The sequence below is a fragment of the Streptomyces sp. NPDC048434 genome, from assembly GCF_043200375.1.
Lineage (GTDB): Bacteria > Actinomycetota > Actinomycetes > Streptomycetales > Streptomycetaceae > Streptomyces.
The window spans coordinates 115,382-136,116 of the sequence record NZ_JBICXQ010000001.1 but is presented as its reverse complement, the minus strand read 5'-3'; the positions used below and the strand labels follow the sequence as shown (position 1 = coordinate 136,116).

Below are 20,735 nucleotides of genomic sequence, written 5' to 3'. Positions count from 1 at the left end.
GTAATCCTCTTGCCTTCCTCGTCCGCTCAGGACGGACAAGCCCTCCGCACATCGGCGACGCACCCCGTACAGCGGTTTCGTCGGCTCAGGAGGATCTGCCGTGGGCCGACCCTCTGCAGTCGCGGATCGTCACAGGTCAGCGGCCCGCTGACCTCGTCACACAAGGTCAGCGGGCCGACCGCAGCCAGTTCAGTGCAGTGCGGGAGAAGGTCCGACTCCCGAAACCCGAGTCGCTCCACCCCCGTGGCTCAGTCCCACAAGGGCGACGCGTCCGGCATCAGCCGCCCCATCTTGCGGTACTCGCGCCGCGCTCCGGCCCGTATGTCCTCGGCCGACACCGGCTCGCCACGGCCCGCGGCGAGATATCCGGCGGTCACCGCGGCCGACCGGATCGCCCCGCCGGACAGCTCGAACTCCTTCGCGCAGACGTCCAGTCCGAGGCCGTCCGCACAGGGCGCGTCCGTCAGACACGAACGCCACAGCGCGATCCGCTGCTCGGCGTCCGGGAACGGGAAGTCGACCACCAGATCCAGCCGCCGGGTGAACGCGTCGTCGATATTGGCCCGCAGGTTGGTGGTGAGCACGGCCATCCCGTCGAACGCCTCCAGCCGCTGCAGCAGATAGGCGCTCTCCAGGTTCGCATAGCGGTCGTGGGAGCTCTTGACCTCCGAGCGCTTGCCGAAGACGGCGTCGGCCTCGTCGAAGAGCAGCAAGGCGTCCGTGTGGTCCGCCTCGGAGAAGATCCGCTCCAGGTTCTTCTCCGTCTCCCCCACGTATTTGTCGACCACCGCGGACAGCTCCACCACATAGAGGTCCAGGCCCAGTTCACCGGCCACGACCTCGGCGGAGAGCGTCTTTCCGGTGCCGGACTCCCCGGCGAACAGGGCCACCACGCCCCTGCCGCGCCCGCCGCCGGTACGCAGCCGCCACTCGCCGAGCACCTTCTCCCGGTGCCGGGCACGCTGCACCAGTTCGTGCAGCAGAGCCAGCGGTTCGGCCGGCAGGACCAGCCCGTCGAAGCCGACGGCGGGCCTCACGCGCCGGGCGTGCCGGTCCAGCAGCGGGGCGGACTGCTGGCGCGCGCTGCGCTGGACATGGGCGGCGGTCAGCGGCGTCCCGTCGAAGGCGGCGAGGGCGGTGGCCGCACGGGCCGCCCGGCGGATCTGCCCGGCGGCCAGCCGGTACGGCGCCACGGCCGCGCCGAGATCGAAGTCGTCGTCCGTGGCACCGAGTTCGGTACGCCATACCTCGTCCGCCGCCGCCCCGCCGTCCGGCGCGTCCAGCGCGAGCAGCCCCGCGTCGGGGGCCCACCCGGGGTCGTACGGCTCGCCCCCGAAGAACACCACCGGCACCTCCTGACCCGCCAGCGCCCGTACGAGCTCACCGGGCCGTTCCGGCAGCGGCCCCACGACGATCGCCGCCCGCCGCAGCCGTGCCTCCCGCAACAGCGCGCCCGCCGGCCCCGCGCCGTCGCCCTGGCAGCCGTCCGGCCGGTAGCGCAGCACGGGCAGACCGGTGCCCCGCAGCACATCGGTCAACGGCCCGGCGGCGGCACCGGGCCGGCGCTCCCGCAGATGTACGGCGATCGGCCGCTCATCCGCGAGGGCGGCCAGCCGCCGAAGAACGCCCGCTCGTCGCCGTCCGTGCACTTCACGACGGGAACGTGTCTGGGCGACGATGTGCCGATCGAGGTCTTCTCGGCGGTCGACAGGCAGACTCCGGGCTTCGTCGCATGGCAGGAAACCCAGTGGTTCTTCCACTGCGGTGACGGTGCCGCATTCCTGGGCCGTGCCGGGGCCGCCGAACTCGCCGCTCACCCCGAGGTGCTGGAGATGCTGCGGCAGGAGGCGAGCGCTGGGGGCCGGCCGCCGGAGCAGGTCGAGCGCTACCTCGGCTCGCTGGACAAAGACGGCCGCCCGACGGCGTATCTCTTCCGCTGCCGGGTCTGCGCGGCTCACCTCGCGTACTCCGACTTCCCATAGACCGTGAGACGGTTCGAACGCCGTCCGGACGATGTCCCTCACCTGGGAGAAGCGCTCACTATCGCCGCACGCTCACAGCGTCCCCTGCGGGGTGAGCACCACGAACTCCGCGCCGAACGGGTCCGTGCAGACGGCGAGGCGGCCGACGCCCTCGGCGGTTTCCGGGCCCATGGACAGCGTGCCGCCGTTGCCCGTCACCATCCCGACGGTGGCATCGCAGTCCTTGGATGCGAACACCGGGTGCCAGTACGGCTTCCCGCCGGGGCCGAGCAGATCGGCCGGGACCTCCATGAGGCCGCCGAGCATCCGCTCCGCGCCGCGGTCCGCGGGAGTGAGGAGGGTGTAGGTGCCGCCACCGCCGGGGAGCGGCATGTCCTGGGTGCGCCAGCCGAAGACCGTCGTGTAGAAGGTCCGGGCGGCGGCCGCATCGGTGGTGTACAGCTCCGTCCAGCACAGCTTTCCCGGGCCGTCCGCGGCTTCGAGGCCCGGGTATCGCACCGGCTGCCAGAGGGCGAACTCCGCGCCCTGCGGGTCCGCGAGCCGGGCGAACCGGCCGTCGTCCGCACCGACCAGGGTCGGTGCGGAGCGGACCGAGCCGCCGGCCTGCTCCACCGCCTTGACCGTGGCATCCGCGTCCGGGGTGTGGAAGTAGATCGTCCAGGCGGCGCGGGCGCCCTCCTCCGGGAGCGGGCCGACCGCGCCGACGGCCTTTCCGTCGAGCCGGAAGAGCGTATATCCGCCCGCGTCCTGGTCGCCGTACGGTTCGGACCGCCAGCCGAACACGGCCCGGTAGAAGGCCGCTGCGACCTCGACATCGGGCGCACCGAGATCGAGCCAGCACGGGGAGCCGGCGACGAAGTCAGTAGTGATCATGACGATTCCCTTCGCGGATCCTCTGAATTCAGCCTGCCATCCGGCACTGACAACCGCCCGTCGGCCGGGATTCGGCGCCTGCGCCCCGGCTTGCTAGCCTGACGCGCGCTCGTCAAGCAGTGGCGGCGAGCGCATCGCCAATCGGCTGCGCGTATGGGTATGGGTGCGCGTACACAGCGGGCGTCGACGGTGGCGGCCGCCACCACGGGGGAGAAAACACCATGAAGTTTCGCCATGTTCGCGCTGTTGCCGCCTGCGCACTGGTGGTCGTCGCGCTGACCGGCGCACGGCATTCGCACGGCGGCGGCTGCGGCAGCAGCCACAGCTCCGGCACCAGCGGCGGCAGCTCCGGCTACAGCAGCTCCGGGAGCAGCGGCTACAGCAGCTCCGGGAGCACCACCAGCGGGAGCAGCGTCGGTTCGCCGACCGCCGGGTCCACCACGCCGCCCGAGTCGGACATCCGCATCACCGACTGTCAGGTCGACAGCGCGGCCGGCACGCTGAGCGCCAAGCTGAGCGTGACCAACGGCAACTCCCAGAGCGCGGCGACCTACAACGGCACCGTGCAGTTCACCGACGAGACCGGCGCCGCCTTCGGTTCCGCGCAGATTTCCGTCGCCGCGGTGGCGGCCGGCTCCACCCGGCCCGCCTCGGTCTCCGGCACCTTCCTCAAGGGCCCCGACGGGCAGGGTCCGAGGTCGGGCAAGTGCAAGCTGGGCCAGGTCTGGAAGGCCAACAGCTGAGACCGACAGCGGCCCTGCCCCGCACGGGAGTTCAGGGCCGCTCCCGGTACAGCTCCTTGGCGATGATCGAGCGCTGCACCTCCGTGGCGCCCTCGTAGATACGCGGCGCACGGACCTCTCGGTAGAGGTGTTCCAGAAGGTGGCCGCGGCGCAGCGCGCGGGCGCCGTGGATCTGGACGGCGGCGTCGACGACGTACTGGGCGGTCTCGGTCGCCAGCAGCTTGGCCATGGCCGAGCGGCGGGCGATGTCCGGGGCCCCGGTGTCGTAGGCGGATGCGGCCGCGTACACCAGGAGGCGGGCGGACTCGACCCGGGTGGCCATCTCGGCGAGCTGGTGGCCGACGGACTGCAGGTCCTTGAGGGGGCCGCCGAACGCGGTGCGCGCGCCCGCGTGCGTCAGTGCCGCGTCCAGCGCGGCCTGCGCCATGCCGACCGCGAAGGCGCCGACGCTCGGCCGGAAGAGATTCAGGGTGGCCATCGCGACGGCGAATCCGCCGTCCACCTCACCCAGCACATCCGCCCTGGTCACGGGCGTGCCGTCGCAGACCAGAGTGCCGATCGGGTGCGGGCTGAGCATGTCCAGGTGCGCGCCGGTCAGGCCCGGCCGGTCGGCGGGCACGAGGAAGGCGGTGACGCCGCGCGCGCCCGCCCCGCCTCCCGTACGGGCGAAGACGGTGGCGAAGTCGGCCTCGGGGGCGTTGGAGATCCAGCACTTCTCACCGGTGAGCCGCCAGCCGTCGGGGCCGTCCGGCTCGGCGGCCAGGGACAGCGCGGCGGCGTCCGAGCCCGCGCCCGGCTCGCTCAGCGCGAACGACGCGACCGCGCGGCCGGCGGCCACCTCCGGCAGCCAGCGGACACGCTGGGCCTCGGTCCCGGACTGCACGATCGGATAGGTCCCCAGGCCCTGGAGCGCCAGTGCGGTCTCCGCCTCCGTGCACTCCTGGGCGAGGGATTCCCGCAGCAGGCACAGGTCAAGGGCGCGCAGGGGCCCGTCGGCGGGGAACAGGCGGCGCAGCAGGCCCAGTTCACCGAGGGCGGCGACCAGCGGGCGGTTGACCCTGCCCTCCTCTCCCTTCTCCGCCAGCGGGCTCAGCCGTTCGGCGGTCAGCGCGCGCAGTTCGGCGCACCATTCCAGCTCATCCGGTCCCAGCGCGAATACGGTCACGAGGCGGCTCCCTGGTAGCGGTCCTCTATCGCGGTCTGTTGACTGCCGTCACGAACACGTTACGCTGACGACGGATCCGAACGGCAGTACTTGACCCGTGGAACGAGCGGCCAACCGCGCCATCCCGACCGGTTACCGCACCGGCCTCCACATGCGCCCCTCCCCCGGCCGCTCGTCGGCCACCCCCTCGCGAGCCCGCCATGATCCGTAAGACACGCCCTAGGGGGCATACGCCATGGAGCTTCGGCCCTCGGCCCACGCCGACACCTTCGCGCGCGACCGGCTGCCGCCCCACGACCAGTGGCCGCACCTCACCGATCTGGGCTACCCCGACCGGCTGAACTGCGGCGCCGAGCTGCTGGACGGCACGATCGCGCGGCTCGGCGCCGACCGGCCCGCGATCCGTGACGCGAGCGGGCCGGTCTGGACGTACGGGCAGCTGCGTGCCCAGGTCGATGCGATCGCCCATGCGCTCACCGGCCCGCTGGGGGTGCTGCCGGGCAACCGCGTCCTGCTGCGCGGGCCCACCACGCCCTGGCTGGCCGCCTGCTGGCTCGCCGTGATGAAGGCGGGGGCGGTCGCAGTGACCGTACTGGCCGCGCAGCGACCCGAGGAGCTGGCCACGATCGCGGAGATCGCGCAGGTGCGGCACGCGCTGTGCGATGTCCGCTCGGTCGACGATCTCGCCAAGGCCGAGGTGCCGGGGCTGCAGATCACCACGTTCGGCGGGGACGGGCCGGGCGATCTGCGGCAGCTCGCCCGGCCGGGCGGTGCGCCGTATCCGGCCGTGGCGACCTCCGCCGACGATGTCGCGCTGATCGCCTTCACCTCCGGCACCACCGGCCGCCCCAAGGGCTGTATGCACTTCCACCGCGATGTGCTCGCCATTGCGGACACCTTCTCGGCGCAGGTGCTGCGTCCGGAACCGGACGATGTGTTCGCCGGCAGCCCGCCGCTCGGCTTCACCTTCGGTCTCGGCGGGCTGGTGATCTTCCCGCTGCGGGCCGGCGCCTCGGCGTTTCTCGCCGACTGGGGCGGGCCGGAGCGGCTGCTCGGCGATATCGCGGCGCACCGGATCTCGGTGCTGTTCACCGCGCCGACCGCCTACCGCGCGATGCTGCCCAAGCTCGCCGGGCACGACGTCTCCTCGCTGCGCCGGTGCGTGTCGGCCGGTGAGAATCTGCCCGCCGCCACCTGGCAGGCCTGGCACGAGGCGACCGGTCTGCGGATCATCAACGGCATCGGCGCCACGGAGCTGCTGCACATCTTCATCTCGGCCGCCGACGGGGCGGTCCGCCCCGGTACGACGGGACTGCCGGTCCCCGGTTTCCAGGCGCGGGTGGTGGACGCGGACGGCACACCGCTGCCGGACGGCGAGCCGGGACTGCTCGCCGTCCGCGGGCCGACCGGGTGCCGCTACCTCGCGGACGTCCGGCAGTTGGCGTACGTACGGGACGGCTGGAACCTCACCGGCGACACCTATGTCCGCGAGCCGGACGGCTACTTCCGCTATGTGGCCCGCGCGGACGACATGATCATCTCGGCCGGCTACAACATCGCGGGCCCCGAGGTGGAGGACGCGCTGCTCCGGCACCCCGATGTGACCGAGGCGGCGGTGGTCGGGCGGGCCGACGAGGACCGCGGGCAGGTGGTCGTCGCCCATGTCGTGCTGCGGCCCGGCGTCTCCCGGGGGGACGACACCATCGCCGCGCTCCGCGCCTTCACCAAGACCCGGATCGCGCCCTACAAGTGCCCGCGCGAGATCGTCTTCCACACCTCTCTGCCGCGCACCCCGACCGGTAAGCTCCAGCGCTTCCGGCTGCGGGGACCCCATCTAGAGTGACCCGGTGAACGACCAGCAAACGCAGCGCACCCCACGGTCCCTGATCGTCACGTTCTACGGTGCCTACGGGCGCGGCGGGGCCGGGTCCGCGGGCGGCACGACCGCTCCGGTGCCGGTCGCCGCCCTGATCCGGCTGCTCGGTGCGCTCGGGGTGGATCCGCCGTCGGTGCGCTCCGCGGTCTCCCGCCTCAAGCGGCGCGAGCTGCTGGTGCCCGCGCGTACGGCCACCGGGGCGGCCGCGTACGGGCTGTCCGACGCGGCCCGCCAGCTGCTGGAGGACGGCGACCGGCGGATCTTCGGCCGCCCGGCCGCCCAGCTGTCCGACGGCTGGGTGCTGGCGGTCTTCTCCGTCCCCGAGGAGGAGCGGCACAAGCGGCATCTGCTGCGCTCCCGGCTGGCGCGGCTCGGTTTCGGTACCGCGGCGCCGGGTGTGTGGATCGCCCCCGCGCAGCTCTACGAGGAGACCCGGCACACCCTGGAGCGGCTGCAACTGGCCCCGTACGTCGATCTGTTCACCGGTGAGCACGCCGGTTTCGCCCCCACGGCGGAGGCGGTGGGGCGCTGGTGGGACCTGGACGCCCTCGCCGCGCGGCACCGCGCCTTCCTCGAAGAGCAGGAGCCCGTCCTCCGCCGGTGGTCGCGGCGCCGCTCGGTACCCCCCGAGGCGGCCTACCGCGACTATCTGCTGGCGCTGGACGCCTGGCGTCAGCTGCCCTACGCGGATCCCGGACTGCCCTCTCCCCTCCTGCCGGAGGGCTGGCCGGGGGGCCGCGCGGCGGAAGTGTTCGGACGCCTGCACAGCACGCTGCAGGCCGCCGGGGCCCGCTACGCGCGGGAGGTGACGACCGGGGCGTAGCGGCCGCGCCGTCATCCCCGCCTCAGCGACGGCGCCGCTGGACCCCCACCGCGACGCCCTGCCGCGGCCTGGCGGCGGCGATCACGGAGACCACGTCCTTGAACGAGCTGCACATCCGGGTGCCGGCGACCGCGGCGAGCTCGCCGAACGTGCCGACCCCGTAGGTCACCGCGACCGGCTCCATGCGCGCGGTGACCGCCATCCTCATGTCCCCCACGGTGTCCCCCACATACGCGCTCTGCCAGGCCGCGACACCGAGCCGCCCAGCCGCCCGCAGCACCATCTCCGGGTGCGGCTTACCCCGCCGGACCATGTCCTGGCCGATGACCGGGCCGACCAGATCGCGGATGCCCATGACGTCGAGCAGCGCCTCGGCACTGCGGGTGGTCTTGGACGTGGCGACGGCCAGCTCCACGCCGTGGGCGCGCAGCGCGGACAGTCCCGCCGTCACGCCGGGGAAGAGCAGCTGCGGTCCCTGGCACAGGACTTCGTAGGCGAACAGTTCGCGGTAGCGGGAGATGGCCGCCTGCACCCGGCCGTCGTCCTCGGGTTTGCCCAGCAGCCGGCCGAAGGCGGGGCCGGGCGGCTTGCCGATGGCGGAGGCCGCCTGCCGGGCGGTCACCGAGCACCCCTGTTCCGAGGCCACCTTGACCAGCAGCTTGCTGATCGGGGGCAGGGTGTTGGCGAGGGTGCCGTCCAGGTCGAAGACGGCGGCCTTGATCGTCTCGCCGCCGGCGCCCCGCGCACCTCTCACGGGACGTTCGACTTCCGTTGCTACGCGCATGGCTGGAGACCTTTCCGGATTCCGATGGGGGTGCAGGGGCTCGGGTGAACGTTGCCGGCTCGGCTCGTGGGCGGCCTGCCGTCGAGGACTGGTGTAGCCAGAGCGGTCTCGCCAGAGCGCACCGCTGTCCAACGGCGGCACGCGACCGTCAAGGCAGCTTGCAACGGAAAGAGATCGTCCCGTTTACCGCCTTCGGAGATTTAAAAACCGTCTGCGCTGTTTGTCAATGGACCCCCACCACCCCTGACGGGTCGACAACACCCTTGTCGAGAGCCAGACTGGGGGCATGGCGCGGCAAAATCCGCCCGGACTCCGAACGAGCGGCCGATCGCCACCTTCGCGTCAGGGCACGCCAGTTCCGGCCAATCCTGGTGAGCATACAGAACCGCATGGTTGGTTTTCTATGTAGACTGCATTGAGCTCGCAGCCGTACTAGAGACGGGACGGACACCGTGCCCACCCAGCATCGCGCCATCCAGAGCCGCCAGGCACTCATCCGCTCGGCCGCAGAGACCTTCCTGGAGAAAGGGGTACCTGCAGCGGGCATGGTCGAGATCAGCCGGCGGGCCCGGCTGAGCAAAGGCGCGCTCTACTTCCACTTCACTTCCAAGGACGACCTCACGCTGGCGGTGCGGGACGCGGCGCTGGAGACCCTGCAGGAGATCGAGGGCGCCTTCACCCGCTCCGAGGAGCCACTGGCCGCCGCTGTGAGGGATTTCACCGTCGAGCTGTTCGGCCGGGTCGAGTCGGACGCCGTGCTGCGCGCCGGACTGCGACTGCGGCCGGAGACCGCGCCGGGGCTCGGCATCTACGCCCTGGAGCAGCGCTGGTACGCCCTCTTCCTCGACAAGGCGGTGACCTGCGGGACCGGCGGACCGGCCGGACCGCATGCGTCGGACACCGAACCGCGGCGCACCGCCCAGCTGTTGACCTCGGTCGTGGTGGGCCTGCTGCATCTGGGCAGCGAGGAGCGGACATGGTGGAACCAGGAGGCCATCGTCGGCCTGTGGGCGCTGCTGCCGGCCGCACCGGGACGGGTCCCCGCCGCCGGCATCCCGGCGCCGACACAGATCCCGGCGGCCGGCTGACCCGGCTCCGGCCCGCACCGCCCGTCCCCGTCTTCACACCCCCGTCTCACAACTCGACCAGCACGGCTCCGATATGACGCCCCTGCGTGAGTTCGCACAGCGCCCGCGGCGCCTGCTCGATCCCCTTCAGAAGGGCGTGCGGGAAGACCAGGGAGCCCTCCCGCAGGCCCTGGCCGAACTCCTTTGTCCACTCCTGCGGCAGATCCGGGTGCGCATGCAGACCGAAGCCGCGCAGCGCCACCCGTCGCGTGATGATCAGCCCCGCATCCAGCTCCACCGGAGCGACGCTGCCGTCGCCCCCGCCCAGCTGACTGGAGAGCGCGCCGACCAGCGCGAACCGCGCATCCGGGCGGGCCAGCGCGAGCGCCGCCGTGAGCTGCTCGCCGCCTACGGTGTCCAGCAGCACATCGATGCCGTCCGGCGCCGCCCGGCGCAGCTGCTGTTCCATCGGCCCGGCGCCGCGCACGACCGTGTCGTCGTACCCCAGCTCGGCACGTAGCCGGACGGCCTTGCGCTCCGAGCCGGTGCTGCCGACGACCCGGCCGGCACCCAGCCGCCGCGCCAGCTGCCCGGCCAGACTGCCCACGCCGCCCGCCGCGCCGGTGACGAAAACGGTGTCCCCGGGCCGCACCTCGGCCGCCCGGCGCAGCGCACCCCAGGCCGTCGCGCCCTGCGACAGATGCGCCGCGGGAGTCGGCAGCTCGTCCGGGTCGAGCCGCCGTACGCGCGACTCCTCGACGGCCGCGAACTCCCGCCAGCCGTACGGATGACGGACCAGCTCGCCGGGTGTGAAGCCGCCGCCGGGGGCCGCCACCACCTCGCCCACCGCGGAGCCCCACAGCGCCTCACCCGGCACAAATGAGGCCATTGGCAGCCGCATTCCGGCCATCTGCGTCCGCATGGCCGCGGTCACCGCCATCACGCGGGTGCGCACCAGCACGTGGCCCGGCCCCGGTTCCGGCACCGGGACCTCGACGACGTTGAAGTGACGTACCGTCAGTTGGCCTTCGGCCCGGTCGGCGAGCCGGACCTCGCGGTGCATGGCAGGTATGGCGGGCACGACGGTGGGGGACATCGGACAGCTCCTCGCGCTCGTAGCACTCGACGACGCCGCACCGGTGCGCGACGCCGGATCATGCCCGTCGGGCCCCCCGCCGGGTCCCCGCAATTCAATACCGCATGGTTGGCTTCTTTATGATGCGGAAATAGACTGCGCGGCCACGGGCAGCGGGTCGCACCCAGGCACAACAACTCCAAGAGAGCATACGGAGGATGATCGGTGGTCAAGCAGGAACGCGCAGTGCGCACCCGACGCGCCGTCCTCGAAGCAGCGGCTCACGTCATCGGCACGCGCGGGTACCAGGCCGCCACGATGGCCGAGATCATCCAGCGCGCCGGAGTCACCAAGGGAGCCGTGTACTTCCACTTCACGTCCAAGGACGCACTGGCCCGTGCGGTCATAACGGAGCAGACCGATCCGTTTCTGCCACAAGTCAGCGAATCGCGGCTGCAGGACGCCATCGACTTCACCCACCAGGTGGCGCTGGCCCTGCGCAGCGACCCGTTGCTGCAGGCCGGCACCCGCATCGCGGTCGAGACGACCTTCAGCGAGGACCCGCTCGTGCCGTACCAGGCCTGGACGGACATCATCACCACGATGTTCACCGAGGCCCGGGAGAACGGCGAATTACTGCCCGGCGTGGCACCGGACCGGGCGGCCGAGTTCTTTGTCGCCGCCTACATGGGAGTGCAGTTGTTCTCCCGGGCCGCGACCAACCGCGCCGATCTCCCGGAGCGCGTCACGGCCCTGTGGAAACACACTCTTCCGGGTCTCGCGTCGCCCGGCGCGCTGGGTCATCTGGACCCGCACGGCCGCTGTGTGAAGATCCCGGTCTGACATCTTTCGCCACCGCCCCGACGGAGTCGCGGCCCCCGCTCAGGCATGCAAAACAAACCACATGGTCCGTATCTTAATCCGCAGGGCCGTCACCGAGGCTCAGCCCGTCAGGGCACTGAGAGCCGCACAGCAGAAAGGAAACACCTATGGCCGGCGCCACGCTCACGCCGTACTTGCGCGATCAGCGTCCCGACATCGGAGGCCGGTTCGCCGACGGAAACAGACCGTCGGTGCTCACCACGACCGTGCCGCGCGAGTACGTCCACCGCGCCGCCGTGGCCGAGGTCTTCCTGACCAACTGGCGACGCGACGACGTCGGCTGGGTGGTCAGCGCCCAGTGGCCGCGCGCCCACACCTTCTACGGTCCCGTGCACGGGCTGCACGACCCGCTGCTGCTGATAGAGACCATGCGACAGGCCGGGATATTACTCAGCCATGTCGCGTATCGCGTGCCGCTCGACCACCCGATCATGTGGCAGCGGGTCCGTTACGACCTCGCACCGCAGGCGCTGCGCGCCGCGGAGGAACCGGCCGAGGTCGAACTGCACATCACCGCCCATGACATGGTCCACCGCGGCACCCGGCTGGTCAGCGCCCGCCAGGATTTCCGGATCGTGTGCGACGGCCGCGACCTGGCCTCCGCGTCCCTCCTCTTCTCCTGCCACAGTCCGGCCGTCTACCGCCGGCTGCGCGGCGAATACAGCGATGTGGCCCTCGCCAACTCCCGGAAACTGCCGTTGCCGGAGGCCGTCGCCCCGCAGCTGGTCGCCCGGGAACACGACCGCGATGTGGTGCTCTCCCCCACCGACCGCCCCGACCGCTGGCAGCTGCGGGTGGACACCTCGCACCCGGTGCTCTTCGACCACCCCGTGGATCACGCGCCCGGCATGCTGATGGTCGAGGCCGCCCGGCAGGCCGCGCAGGCCGCAACGCCCGGCTTCACCGTGCCGGCGTCGATCGACTGTTCCTTCGAGCGCTACGCCGAACTCGATGCGCCTTCCTGGGTGCAGGCGCGGACCACGGGCCACACCGACGGCGACCGCCGGCAGGTCGAGGTCGCCGTCGAACAGCACGGCAAGCCGGTCGTCTCGGCGCAGATCGCCTGCGTACCGACCTCCTGACCGGCCCCTTCCCGGGCCCGCCGGCTCCCCCGACCGACCGCTTCGCCGTCCCGCCGCACGCCCCTGCCGGGCCGGCCACGGAACGGCCCCGCCCCGCTGCCCGTGCCTCCCCGTCACCGCAGCGTGAGGCGGGGCTTCGGCGCATCGGTACGTCCGGCGGGCGGGGTGCGGCTGCCCGCCTGATAGGGCAGCGGCCAGGGGGCGCCCGGCCCCGCGTACCCCTGCTCCGCGGCGGCGTGCAGCGTCCAGTGCGGGTCGTACAGATGCGGTCTGGCCAGTGCGCACAGGTCGGCGCGCCCGGCCAGTACCAGGGAGTTGACGTCGTCCCAGGAGGAGATGGCGCCGACCGCGATGACCGGCACACCGAGGGTGTTGCGGATCCGGTCGGCGAACGGGGTCTGGTACGAGCGGCCGTAGTCGGGGCGTTCGTCGGGGACGACCTGTCCGGTGGACACGTCGATGCCATCGGCGCCGTGCTCGGCGAAGGCCCGAGCGATCGCCACCGCGTCGTCCGCGGTGGTGCCGCCGTCGGCCCAGTCGGTCGCGGAGATTCGGACCGTCATCGGACGCCCGGCCGGCCAGACGGCGCGGACCGCGTCGAAGACCTCCAGCGGGAAGCGCAGCCGGCCGGTGAGATCGCCGCCGTAGGCGTCGGTGCGGTGGTTGGTGAGCGGCGAGAGGAAGCCGGAGAGCAAGTAGCCGTGGGCGCAGTGGAGTTCGAGGAGGTCGAAGCCCGCGCGGGCGGCGGACTCGGCGGAGCGGACGAACTGCTCCCGCACGGTGCCCAGTTCGGCCTCGGACAAGGCATGCGGGATCTGGTTGACGCCGGCGCGGTAGGGCAGCTCGGAGGGCGCCACGACCGGCCAGTTGCCGTCCTGGAGGGGCTGGTCGATGCCCTCCCACATCAGCCGGGTCGAGCCCTTGCGGCCCGAGTGGCCGAGCTGGACACCGATGGCGGTGCCGGGTGCGGAGGTGTGGACGAAGTCGGTGACCCGGCGCCAGGCCGTCTCGTGCTCCGGCGCATACAGCCCCGTACAGCCCGGGGTGATCCGGCCCTCGGGGCTGACACACACCATCTCCGTCATCACCAGCCCGGCGCCGCCCAGCGCTCGGGCCCCGAGGTGGACGAGGTGGAAGTCACCGGGGGTGCCGTCGCCGTCGCCGGCGGAGTACATGTCCATCGGCGAGACCACGACCCGGTTGCGCAGCGTCAGCTCCCCCAGCCGGAACGGCGTGAACATGGGGGGCGTGGCGGACGGGGTGCCCGCCTCGCTCTCGACGGCCGCGACGAATCCGGGGTCGCGCAGCCGCAGATTGTCGTGGGTGACGCGGCGGCTGCGGGTGAGGAGGTTGAAGGCGAACTGGTGGGGCGGCTGGTCGAGGTAGGTGGCCAGCTCCTCGAACCAGGCGAGGCTGGCGCGGGCGGCGCGCTGCGTGGAGGCGACGACCGGGCGGCGCTCCTCCTCGTACGCGGCCAGGGCACCGGCGGTGTCGGGCTGCTCCTGGAGGCAGGCGGCCAGCGCGAGGGCATCCTCGACGGCGAGCTTGGTGCCGGAGCCGATGGAGAAGTGCGCGGTGTGCGCGGCATCGCCGAGCAGCACCGTGTTGCCGTACGACCAGCGCTCGTTGACGACCGTACGGAAGGCGATCCAGCTGGAGTTGTTGGAACGCAGCGACCGGCCGCGCAGGGCGTCGGTGAAGACCTTGGCGCACCATTCCGCCGACTCGCGCTCATCGCAGCGGTCGAGACCGGCCGCCTGCCAGACCTCCTCGCGCATCTCGACGATGACCGTGCTGGCTCCGAGGTTGCCCGCCGGCTCGGAGGGCGGCACCGCGGGGCGCGGGTCGGGCGACGGGCCGGCGAAGGGGTAGGCGTGGAGCTGTACGACGCCGTGCTCGGTCTCGGCGATCTCGAAGCGGAAGGCGTCGAAGGCGAAGTCGGCGGCGAGCCAGATGTAGCGGCAGCAGTGGTTGGTCAGCCGTGGGCGGAAGGCGTCGGCATGTGCGGTGCGGGTCGCGCTGTGCACCCCGTCGGCGGCGATCACCAGGTCGTACGAGCGGGCGAGTTCGGCGGCGGGCGGGGCCTCGGTGCGGAAGCGCAGCGCGATGCCGAGGTCGCGGCAGCGCCGGTGGAGCACGGCCAGCAGCCGGCGCCGCCCCAGCGCTGCGAAGCCGTGCCCGCCGGAGGTCAGGGTGCGGCCGCGGTGCACGATGTCGATGTCGTCCCAGCGGACGAACTCGGCCTGGAGGGCGCGGTAGACCTCCGGGTCGGCGTGCTCGATACCCCCCAGGGTCTCGTCGGAGAGCACCACACCGAAGCCGAAAGTGTCGTCGGGCGCGTTGCGCTCCCAGACCGTGATCTCACGGGTGGGGTCGAGGCGTTTGAGGAGGACCGCGGCGTACAGCCCGCCCGGCCCACCGCCGATGACGGCGACCCGCATGGCTATTTCCCCTGCCACTTGGGCGCCCGCTTCTCCGTGAACGCGGCATGGAATTCCGCGTAGTCGGCGCTGTTCATCAGCAGCGCCTGGGTGGCGGCGTCCATCTCGACGGCGGCGGCCAGCGGCATGTCGAGCTCAGCGGTGAGCAGCGCCTTGGTCTGGGCGTGCGCCAGCGCGGGCCCCTCGGCGAGCCGCCGGGCGAGCGCCGCGGCCGCCTCGTCGGCCCGGCCCTCCTCGGCCAACTCGCTGATCAGACCGAGCCGTTCGGCCTCCGGTGCCCGGACGGCATCACCGAGCATCAGCAGCCGGGTGGCATGACCGAGGCCGATCACACGGGGCAGCAGATAGGCCGCGCCCATGTCACCGCCGGAGAGGCCGACCTTGGTGAAGAGGAAGGCGAAGCGGGCGGACGAGTCGGCGACGCGGAAGTCCGCGGCCAGTGCGAGCACCGCGCCCGCGCCCGCCGCGACCCCGTGGACGGCCGCAATGACCGGGAACGGGCACTCCCGTACCGCCCGTACGACCTGCCCGGTCATCCGGTTGAAGTCCAGCAGCTGTGCGGTGTCCATGCCCAGGGTGGCGCCGATGATCTCCTCGACATCGCCGCCGGAGCAGAAGCCGCGCCCCTCCCCCGCGAGCACCAGGGCACGCACGGAACGCTCCCTGGACAGCTCAGCGAGCAGGTCACGCAGGTCGGCGTAGGCCTCGAAGGTGAGCGCATTGAGCTTGTCCGGGCGTGCCAGCGTGACGGTGGCGATCCCGTCCTTCCTGGTCACGCGGATGTGTTGCCAGGTGTCTGTACTGCGGGCTGATCCTGCGAACGGGCTCATCGGGCTGCCTGCCCCCTTTGGCCGAGTGGCCGGGTGGATGCTCTTCCGGATGCCCTGTCGAAGTTATCACTGGTTCATGACTGTCGTCACGAGGACGCGATAACGGCGCGGCGCGTGGCGGGGTGCTGGAGGGGTGGGAGAGAGGGGCGGGCTGTGGGAGCGGCAGTTGGGTGGCGAGCCGCGGGGCGGGCGGCGTGGGGCGGGGGCGTGGGCCGGTCGAAGGTCCCGGCCGCCTCATGACTTAGGTCATGCCCTTCCTGGTCGCTCGCCCCTGATCCGAGCGCCCCGCGCTTCCTACCGTGGACGTATCCCATCTGATCTCAGGTATCCGACCCGGCCTTTTGCGAACGGAACGCACAGCGCATGCTGGAACCGCCCGCTCCCTCGATCTGGCGCATCACGCTGCCGCGCAGCGCAACCGCCGTCCCGATCGCCCGTGCCATGGTCAGAACGGCCATGCAGGACCTCCGGGCCACGGCCGACCGCACCACCGCGCAGCTGCTGACCGCCGAACTCGTCGCCAATGCCCTCAAGCACACCCGCGATACGGACCCCATCGAGCTGGCGGTGGAACTGCGCCCGACGGGCTGCCGGATCGAGGTGCACGACCGCGATCCCCGGCTCGTCCAGGGACTCGGCAGCCCGCTCCCCCTGCCGGATCCGGACGCTCCGGTGCTGGTGGGGGCACCGGCCGGTCCCGCGTCATTCGTCGCGGGGGACGGCCGCGGCACGGGGGACGGTCAGCCGTCGGGGGACGGGTACGACTTGGGGGACGGTCAGCCGTCGGGGCGCGGGTACGACTCGGGGGACGGTCAGCCCCGGGCGCACGGTCACGACTCGGGGGACGGCGATCGCGCGGGGGACGGTCACCCGACCGGCGACGGTCACCTCCCGGTGCAGCGCACGGAGTGCAGCGGGTGGGCCGGGCACCGCGAAGGGACGGACGGAAGTGAGTCTGCGGGGCGCAGCGAGGAGGGCCACGACGGGACCGATGACGCCGGCGGGACGGATGCCGCCGAGCGCGACGGCGCTGCCGATGTCGATGCTGACGTCACCGTCGATGCTGACGCCAATACCGATACTGACGCCGATGCCGATCTCGATGCTGACGTCGTGGTCGATGCCGACGGCACCCCCGACCCCCACCGCATCGACAGTTCCGCCCCGAGCTGCCACGACCAGGGCCGTGACCACCGTCGTGGCCTGCTGCTGATCCGGTCCCTCAGCGTCGCCTCCGGCTGCCGCCCCACGCCGCGCGGCAAGGCGGTCTGGTTCACCCTTCCCGAGCTGAAGCGCCCACGCCGGCGCTGACGCCCACACCGGCGGCAGTGGCGGTGGCGGTGGCACCCCCGCCGGACTCGTCCGCGGGCGCCTGCGGCACCGAACCGAGCCGCGAGCGGCGGCGCCCGTAGCACGCGTAGACCAGCGCGCCGACCACCAGGAACCCGGCGAACTGGAGCCAGGTAGCCGGCCCCGTCCCGTAGATCAGATAGAGGCAGAAGCCGATCCCGAGGACCGGGCTGACCGGGAAGAGCGGGACGCGGAAGCGGCGCGGCAGATCGGGGCGGGTGCGGCGGAGCACCATCACGCTCAGGTTCACCACCGCCATGATCGCCAGCGTCCCGATGGTGGTCAGGTTCATCACCACGTCCAGCGGGACGACCGCGGCCGGCACGGCGAAGACGAGCGCGACGATCCAGGTGTTGGCGACCGGAGTGGACGTACGGGGCGAGATCCGCTCGAAGATCCGCGGGATCAGACCGTCCCGCGACATTGACATCAGGATGCGGGTCTGGCCGTACATGACCGCCAGGACGACCGAGGCGATGGCGACGACGGCACCGAACGCGATCACTCCGCCGCCGAGCGTCGAGTGCGTGACGCGGTTGACGATCAGCGACAGCGCCGCGGGCCGGCCGGCGACCTGGTCGGAGGAGAGGGCGCCGATGGCGGAGACCGCGACCAGGCAGTACAGCACGGTGACCACACCGATGCAGACCATGATCGCGACGGGGATGTTGCGCCGCGGGTTCCTGACCTCCTCACCGGCCGTGGTGATCGCGTCGAAGCCGATGTACGAGAAGAACGCGACCGAGGCGCCGGAGGTGATGCCGGCGACGCTCTCCGGGGCGAACGGCGAGAGGTTGCCGGCCCGGAAGGCGCTGAAGCCGATCACACAGAACAGGACCAGGACCGCCAGCTTCAGGACGGCCATCATGGGGGCGGTTCTCTCTCTGGTGGTGCGATGCGCGTGGCAGGGGTGGGTCACGCACGGAGCGGGGCCCGGACCGGTGGGTCCGGGCCCCGCGAGCGGATCGATGGTAACCGCTTTGCCTGCATGATCGCCCATATGCCCGTATGGCTATGCAGTGTGACGTTTCCTGCGGTGCACAGACAGGCGGCGGGCCTGCGAGCCGCCGCTACCGGGCGAGGGTCGCGACCAGCACCGCCTTGATCGTGTGCATCCGGTTCTCCGCCTCGTCGAAGACGACGGAGTGCGCGGACTCGAAGACCTCGTCGGTGACCTCCAGCGACGACAGCCCGTGCCGGGCGTGGATCTCCCGGCCGACGGCGGTACCGAGGTCGTGATACGCGGGCAGACAGTGCAGGAACTTCACCTCCGGCTTGCCGGTCGCGCGCAGCACCTCCATCGTGACCGCATACGGGGCGAGCAGCGCGATCCGCTCGTCCCACACCTCCTTCGGCTCACCCATGGAGACCCAGACGTCGGTCGTCACGAAGTCCGCACCGCGCACGCCCTCGGCGACGTCCTCGGTGAGCGTGATGCGGGCGCCGCTGGTCTCGGCGAGCGACTTCGCGCGGGCGACCACCGCCCCGTCGGGCCAGAGCTGCCGGGGCGCGACGATCCGTACGTCCATGCCGAGCAGGGCGCCGGTGACGAGGTAGGAGTTGCCCATGTTGTTGCGGGCGTCGCCGAGGTAGGCAAAGGCGGTCTCGGTCAGGGGACGGCCCTGGCCGTGCTCGACCATGGTCAGCACGTCGGCGAGCATCTGGGTGGGGTGCCAGTCGTCGGTCAGTCCGTTGAAGACGGGCACTCCGGCGTGGGCCGCCAGCTCCTCGACGTCGGACTGCCGGCTACCGCGGAACTCGATACCGTCAAACATCCGGCCGAGGACCCGGGCGGTGTCCTTCACCGACTCCTTGTGCCCGATCTGCGAGCCGGACGGGTCCAGGTAGGTGGTCGAGGCCCCCTGGTCCGCGGCGGCGACCTCGAACGAGCAGCGGGTCCGGGTCGAGGTCTTCTCGAAGATCAGGGCGATGTTCCTGCCCCGGAGGCGGGGGACCTCGGTGCCGGCGCGCTTGGCCGCTTTGAGCTCGGCCGCCAGGTCGATCAGTCGGCGGAATTCCTCGGCGCTGAAGTCCAGCTCCTTGAGGAAGTGGCGGCCCGTGAGGTCTATCGCCATGGGTGGGCTCCTGGTTCGCGGCAGTCGGGACGGACTCAGACCCCGGAAGTGTATACGCACTCACGTATCCCTATGCGGAGCTGTCACCTGCACGGCCCGTACCTCCCCTACGGACGGAACGGGATCACGCTCCATGGACCGGATACCCGGATACGGGGTCACGCTCCCCGGACGGATCCGGCGCCGGGCTGTCCGGACGGATCCGGGGTCATGCTCAGGCTGCCCCCGTCACCGCATCCCTCGCCACCGGGCAGCTCATACAGCGCGGCCCGCCGCGTCCACGCCCCAGCTCACTCCCCGGAATCGTGATCACCTCGATGCCGCGCTTGCGCAGAAAGGTGTTCGTGGTGACATTGCGCTCGTACGCCACCACCACACCCGGCTCCACCGCCAGCACATTGCACCCGTCGTCCCACTGCTCACGCTCGGCCGAGTGCACATCCTGGGTCGCGGTCAGCACCCGGATGTCGGAAAGACCCAGCGCGGCCGCTATGGCGCGGTGCATATGCTCCGGCGGATGATCGGTGACCTTGAGGTCCTGGTCACCCGAGCCCGGCTCGATGGTGTACGAGCGGAGCATCCCCAGCCCCTCGTACTGGGTGAAGGCATCCCCGTCGATCATGGTCATGACGGTGTCGAGATGCATGAACGCCCGGCGCTTGGGCATGTCGAGCGCCACGATCGTGCGCGCGGAACCCGCCGCGAACAGCCCCCGCGCAAGCAGCTCCACGGCCTGCGGAGTGGTCCGTTCGCTCATCCCGATCAGCACCGCGCCACTGCCCATCACCAGGACGTCGCCGCCCTCGATGGTCGAGGGGAAATCCGCCTGGCCCTCCGACCAGACGTGGAAGTCCTGGTCACGGAAGAGCGGGTGGTGGCGGTAGATCGCCTCGTAGTGCACGGTCTCGCGCTGCCGGGCCGGCCAGCGCATCGAGTTGATCGAGACCCCGTCGTAGATCCAGGCGGAGGTATCGCGGGTGAAGAGGTGGTTGGGCAACGGGCCCAGCAGGAAGTCGTCGAGATCCATCACATGGAAGCGGACCGAGGTCGGCTCGGCATGACGTTCCAGGAACTCACGCTTGGTCATGCCGCCGACCAGCGCTTCCACCAGCTCGGGCACCGGCAGCTCGTCGAAGGCGGCCCGCAGATGGTCGGTGGCCAGCGGCCCGTACTCCTTCTCGTCGAAGACCCGGTCGAGAACCAGTCGCCGTGCCTCGGGGATCTGCAGGCTCTCGCCCAGCAGATCCCCGAAGAGGTGCACCTCCACCCCCCGGTCGCGGAGCACATCCGCGAACCCGTCGTGCTCGGCCCGCGCCCGGCGCACCCACAGCACGTCGTCGAAGAGCAAGGCGTCCTTGTTCGAGGGCGTGAGCCGCTTCAGCTCCAGATCGGGGCGGTGCAGGATGACCCGGCGCAGCCGCCCGGCCTCGGAGTCGACTTGGAATCCCATCCACCCATCTTGGCCGCTAGGACGCCTCGGCGGAGGGAGTCGGAGGATGTCGGGTCGCACGGGGTGGGCGCCGGCCGGTCCGGTGCGGCCGGGGTGGGTCCGCATCGGGCGCCGTCGGCTGGGGATCGGGAGGGCGCTGACCCACGCCGGGCGGGGGTGGCCGCCGGGCCTGCGGAGGGGCGGAGCGGGGCGGGGCGCGCCGGGCCGGGCGGCGTACGGGCCGAGGGCTCCTATCCC

The 20,735-nt window shown here is 71.7% G+C and carries 15 protein-coding genes and 3 pseudogenes; 8 read left to right on the top strand and 10 right to left on the bottom strand.

Translation table 11 applies throughout. From position 1 onward, the window contains the following. Positions 1-248: 248 nt before the first annotated feature. Positions 249-1,619 (bottom strand): annotated as a pseudogene (locus ACGFWI_RS00530) (ATP-binding protein); the annotation flags it as partial. Positions 1,620-1,643: 24 nt separating this feature from the next. Between ACGFWI_RS00530 and ACGFWI_RS00525 the strand changes: the two are divergent. Then, positions 1,644-1,982, top strand: coding sequence for a CbrC family protein (locus ACGFWI_RS00525; RefSeq protein WP_393903674.1), 339 nt, complete (start codon positions 1,644-1,646; stop codon positions 1,980-1,982). Positions 1,983-2,054: 72 nt separating this feature from the next. Here ACGFWI_RS00525 and ACGFWI_RS00520 read toward each other — a convergent pair whose 3' ends face one another. Further along, on the bottom strand, positions 2,055-2,855 hold the full coding sequence (locus ACGFWI_RS00520) for a VOC family protein (protein ID WP_393903673.1): 801 nt from the start codon (positions 2,853-2,855) through the stop codon (positions 2,055-2,057). Between the two features lie 221 nt (positions 2,856-3,076). Between ACGFWI_RS00520 and ACGFWI_RS00515 the strand changes: the two genes are divergently transcribed. Next, entirely contained in the window at positions 3,077-3,598 is a 522-nt protein-coding gene (locus ACGFWI_RS00515; RefSeq protein WP_393903672.1) for a hypothetical protein, read from the top strand. A gap of 31 nt (positions 3,599-3,629) precedes the next feature. Here ACGFWI_RS00515 and ACGFWI_RS00510 read toward each other — a convergent pair whose 3' ends face one another. After that, positions 3,630-4,763 carry an acyl-CoA dehydrogenase family protein gene (locus ACGFWI_RS00510; protein ID WP_393903671.1) on the bottom strand — a complete coding sequence of 378 codons (1,134 nt, stop codon included), beginning with the start codon at positions 4,761-4,763 and terminating at the stop codon, positions 3,630-3,632. Positions 4,764-4,998: 235 nt separating this feature from the next. Here ACGFWI_RS00510 and ACGFWI_RS00505 point away from each other — a divergent pair, with 235 nt between their 5' ends. Together ACGFWI_RS00505 and ACGFWI_RS00500 are read left to right on the top strand one after the other, a co-directional pair. Beyond that, positions 4,999-6,606 (top strand): AMP-binding protein, encoded by a 1,608-nt coding sequence (locus tag ACGFWI_RS00505; protein ID WP_393903670.1) that lies wholly within the window; start codon positions 4,999-5,001, stop codon positions 6,604-6,606. A 4-nt stretch (positions 6,607-6,610) separates the two neighbouring features. Beyond that, positions 6,611-7,462, top strand: coding sequence for a PaaX family transcriptional regulator C-terminal domain-containing protein (locus ACGFWI_RS00500; RefSeq protein WP_393903669.1), 852 nt, complete (start codon positions 6,611-6,613; stop codon positions 7,460-7,462). Positions 7,463-7,484: 22 nt separating this feature from the next. Here ACGFWI_RS00500 and ACGFWI_RS00495 read toward each other — a convergent pair whose 3' ends face one another. Then, positions 7,485-8,246 carry an HAD family hydrolase gene (locus ACGFWI_RS00495; RefSeq protein ID WP_393903668.1) on the bottom strand — a complete coding sequence of 254 codons (762 nt, stop codon included), beginning with the start codon at positions 8,244-8,246 and terminating at the stop codon, positions 7,485-7,487. A 452-nt stretch (positions 8,247-8,698) separates the two neighbouring features. Between ACGFWI_RS00495 and ACGFWI_RS00490 the strand changes: the two genes are divergently transcribed. Next, positions 8,699-9,334: a TetR family transcriptional regulator gene (locus ACGFWI_RS00490; protein WP_393903667.1), complete on the top strand. Its 636-nt coding sequence runs from the start codon at positions 8,699-8,701 to the stop codon at positions 9,332-9,334. Between the two features lie 46 nt (positions 9,335-9,380). On the opposite strand, the gene ACGFWI_RS00485 is transcribed toward ACGFWI_RS00490, so the two are convergent. Beyond that, the gene (locus ACGFWI_RS00485) at positions 9,381-10,409 is read right to left on the bottom strand and encodes an MDR family NADP-dependent oxidoreductase (protein ID WP_393903666.1); all 1,029 of its coding nucleotides are present in this window, start codon (positions 10,407-10,409) and stop codon (positions 9,381-9,383) included. A gap of 204 nt (positions 10,410-10,613) precedes the next feature. Here ACGFWI_RS00485 and ACGFWI_RS00480 point away from each other — a divergent pair, with 204 nt between their 5' ends. Further along, complete coding sequence (locus ACGFWI_RS00480; protein WP_393903665.1) at positions 10,614-11,231, top strand: ScbR family autoregulator-binding transcription factor; 618 nt, start codon at positions 10,614-10,616, stop codon at positions 11,229-11,231. A gap of 146 nt (positions 11,232-11,377) precedes the next feature. Then, entirely contained in the window at positions 11,378-12,352 is a 975-nt protein-coding gene (locus ACGFWI_RS00475; protein WP_393903664.1) for a ScbA/BarX family gamma-butyrolactone biosynthesis protein, read from the top strand. 113 nt (positions 12,353-12,465) lie between these two features. Here the strand turns inward: ACGFWI_RS00475 and ACGFWI_RS00470 are convergent, their stop codons facing one another. Both ACGFWI_RS00470 and ACGFWI_RS00465 read right to left on the bottom strand, forming a co-directional pair. Beyond that, complete coding sequence (locus tag ACGFWI_RS00470; protein ID WP_393903987.1) at positions 12,466-14,793, bottom strand: bifunctional salicylyl-CoA 5-hydroxylase/oxidoreductase; 2,328 nt, start codon at positions 14,791-14,793, stop codon at positions 12,466-12,468. Positions 14,794-14,795: 2 nt separating this feature from the next. After that, positions 14,796-15,623: an enoyl-CoA hydratase family protein gene (locus ACGFWI_RS00465; protein WP_393903663.1), complete on the bottom strand. Its 828-nt coding sequence runs from the start codon at positions 15,621-15,623 to the stop codon at positions 14,796-14,798. Between the two features lie 363 nt (positions 15,624-15,986). Here ACGFWI_RS00465 and ACGFWI_RS00460 point away from each other — a divergent pair. After that, a pseudogene (locus ACGFWI_RS00460) lies at positions 15,987-16,274 on the top strand (ATP-binding protein); the annotation flags it as partial. Between the two features lie 622 nt (positions 16,275-16,896). Here the strand turns inward: ACGFWI_RS00460 and ACGFWI_RS00455 are convergent. The 3 genes and pseudogenes from ACGFWI_RS00455 to ACGFWI_RS00445 form a co-directional block, all read right to left on the bottom strand. Next, positions 16,897-17,853: pseudogene (locus ACGFWI_RS00455) on the bottom strand (APC family permease); the annotation flags it as partial. A gap of 190 nt (positions 17,854-18,043) precedes the next feature. Then, the gene (gene argF / locus ACGFWI_RS00450; RefSeq protein WP_393903662.1) at positions 18,044-19,048 is read right to left on the bottom strand and encodes an ornithine carbamoyltransferase; all 1,005 of its coding nucleotides are present in this window, start codon (positions 19,046-19,048) and stop codon (positions 18,044-18,046) included. Positions 19,049-19,262: 214 nt separating this feature from the next. Then, positions 19,263-20,498 (bottom strand): arginine deiminase, encoded by a 1,236-nt coding sequence (locus ACGFWI_RS00445; protein ID WP_393903661.1) that lies wholly within the window; start codon positions 20,496-20,498, stop codon positions 19,263-19,265. Positions 20,499-20,735: the final 237 nt, after the last annotated feature.

Excerpts from the sequence above, each read along its gene's own strand:
- ACGFWI_RS00445 (WP_393903661.1), bottom strand. The coding sequence starts at position 20,498 with ATGGGATTCCAAGTCGACTCCGAGGCCGGGCGGCTGCGCCGGGTCATC.
- ACGFWI_RS00495 (WP_393903668.1), bottom strand. The coding sequence starts at position 8,246 with ATGCGCGTAGCAACGGAAGTCGAACGTCCCGTGAGAGGTGCGCGGGGC.
- ACGFWI_RS00470 (WP_393903987.1), bottom strand. The coding sequence starts at position 14,793 with ATGCGGGTCGCCGTCATCGGCGGTGGGCCGGGCGGGCTGTACGCCGCG.
- ACGFWI_RS00515 (WP_393903672.1), top strand. The coding sequence starts at position 3,077 with ATGAAGTTTCGCCATGTTCGCGCTGTTGCCGCCTGCGCACTGGTGGTC.
- ACGFWI_RS00485 (WP_393903666.1), bottom strand. The coding sequence starts at position 10,409 with ATGTCCCCCACCGTCGTGCCCGCCATACCTGCCATGCACCGCGAGGTC.
- argF (WP_393903662.1), bottom strand. The coding sequence starts at position 19,048 with ATGGCGATAGACCTCACGGGCCGCCACTTCCTCAAGGAGCTGGACTTC.
- ACGFWI_RS00505 (WP_393903670.1), top strand. The coding sequence starts at position 4,999 with ATGGAGCTTCGGCCCTCGGCCCACGCCGACACCTTCGCGCGCGACCGG.
- ACGFWI_RS00465 (WP_393903663.1), bottom strand. The coding sequence starts at position 15,623 with ATGAGCCCGTTCGCAGGATCAGCCCGCAGTACAGACACCTGGCAACAC.
- ACGFWI_RS00475 (WP_393903664.1), top strand. The coding sequence starts at position 11,378 with ATGGCCGGCGCCACGCTCACGCCGTACTTGCGCGATCAGCGTCCCGAC.
- ACGFWI_RS00520 (WP_393903673.1), bottom strand. The coding sequence starts at position 2,855 with ATGATCACTACTGACTTCGTCGCCGGCTCCCCGTGCTGGCTCGATCTC.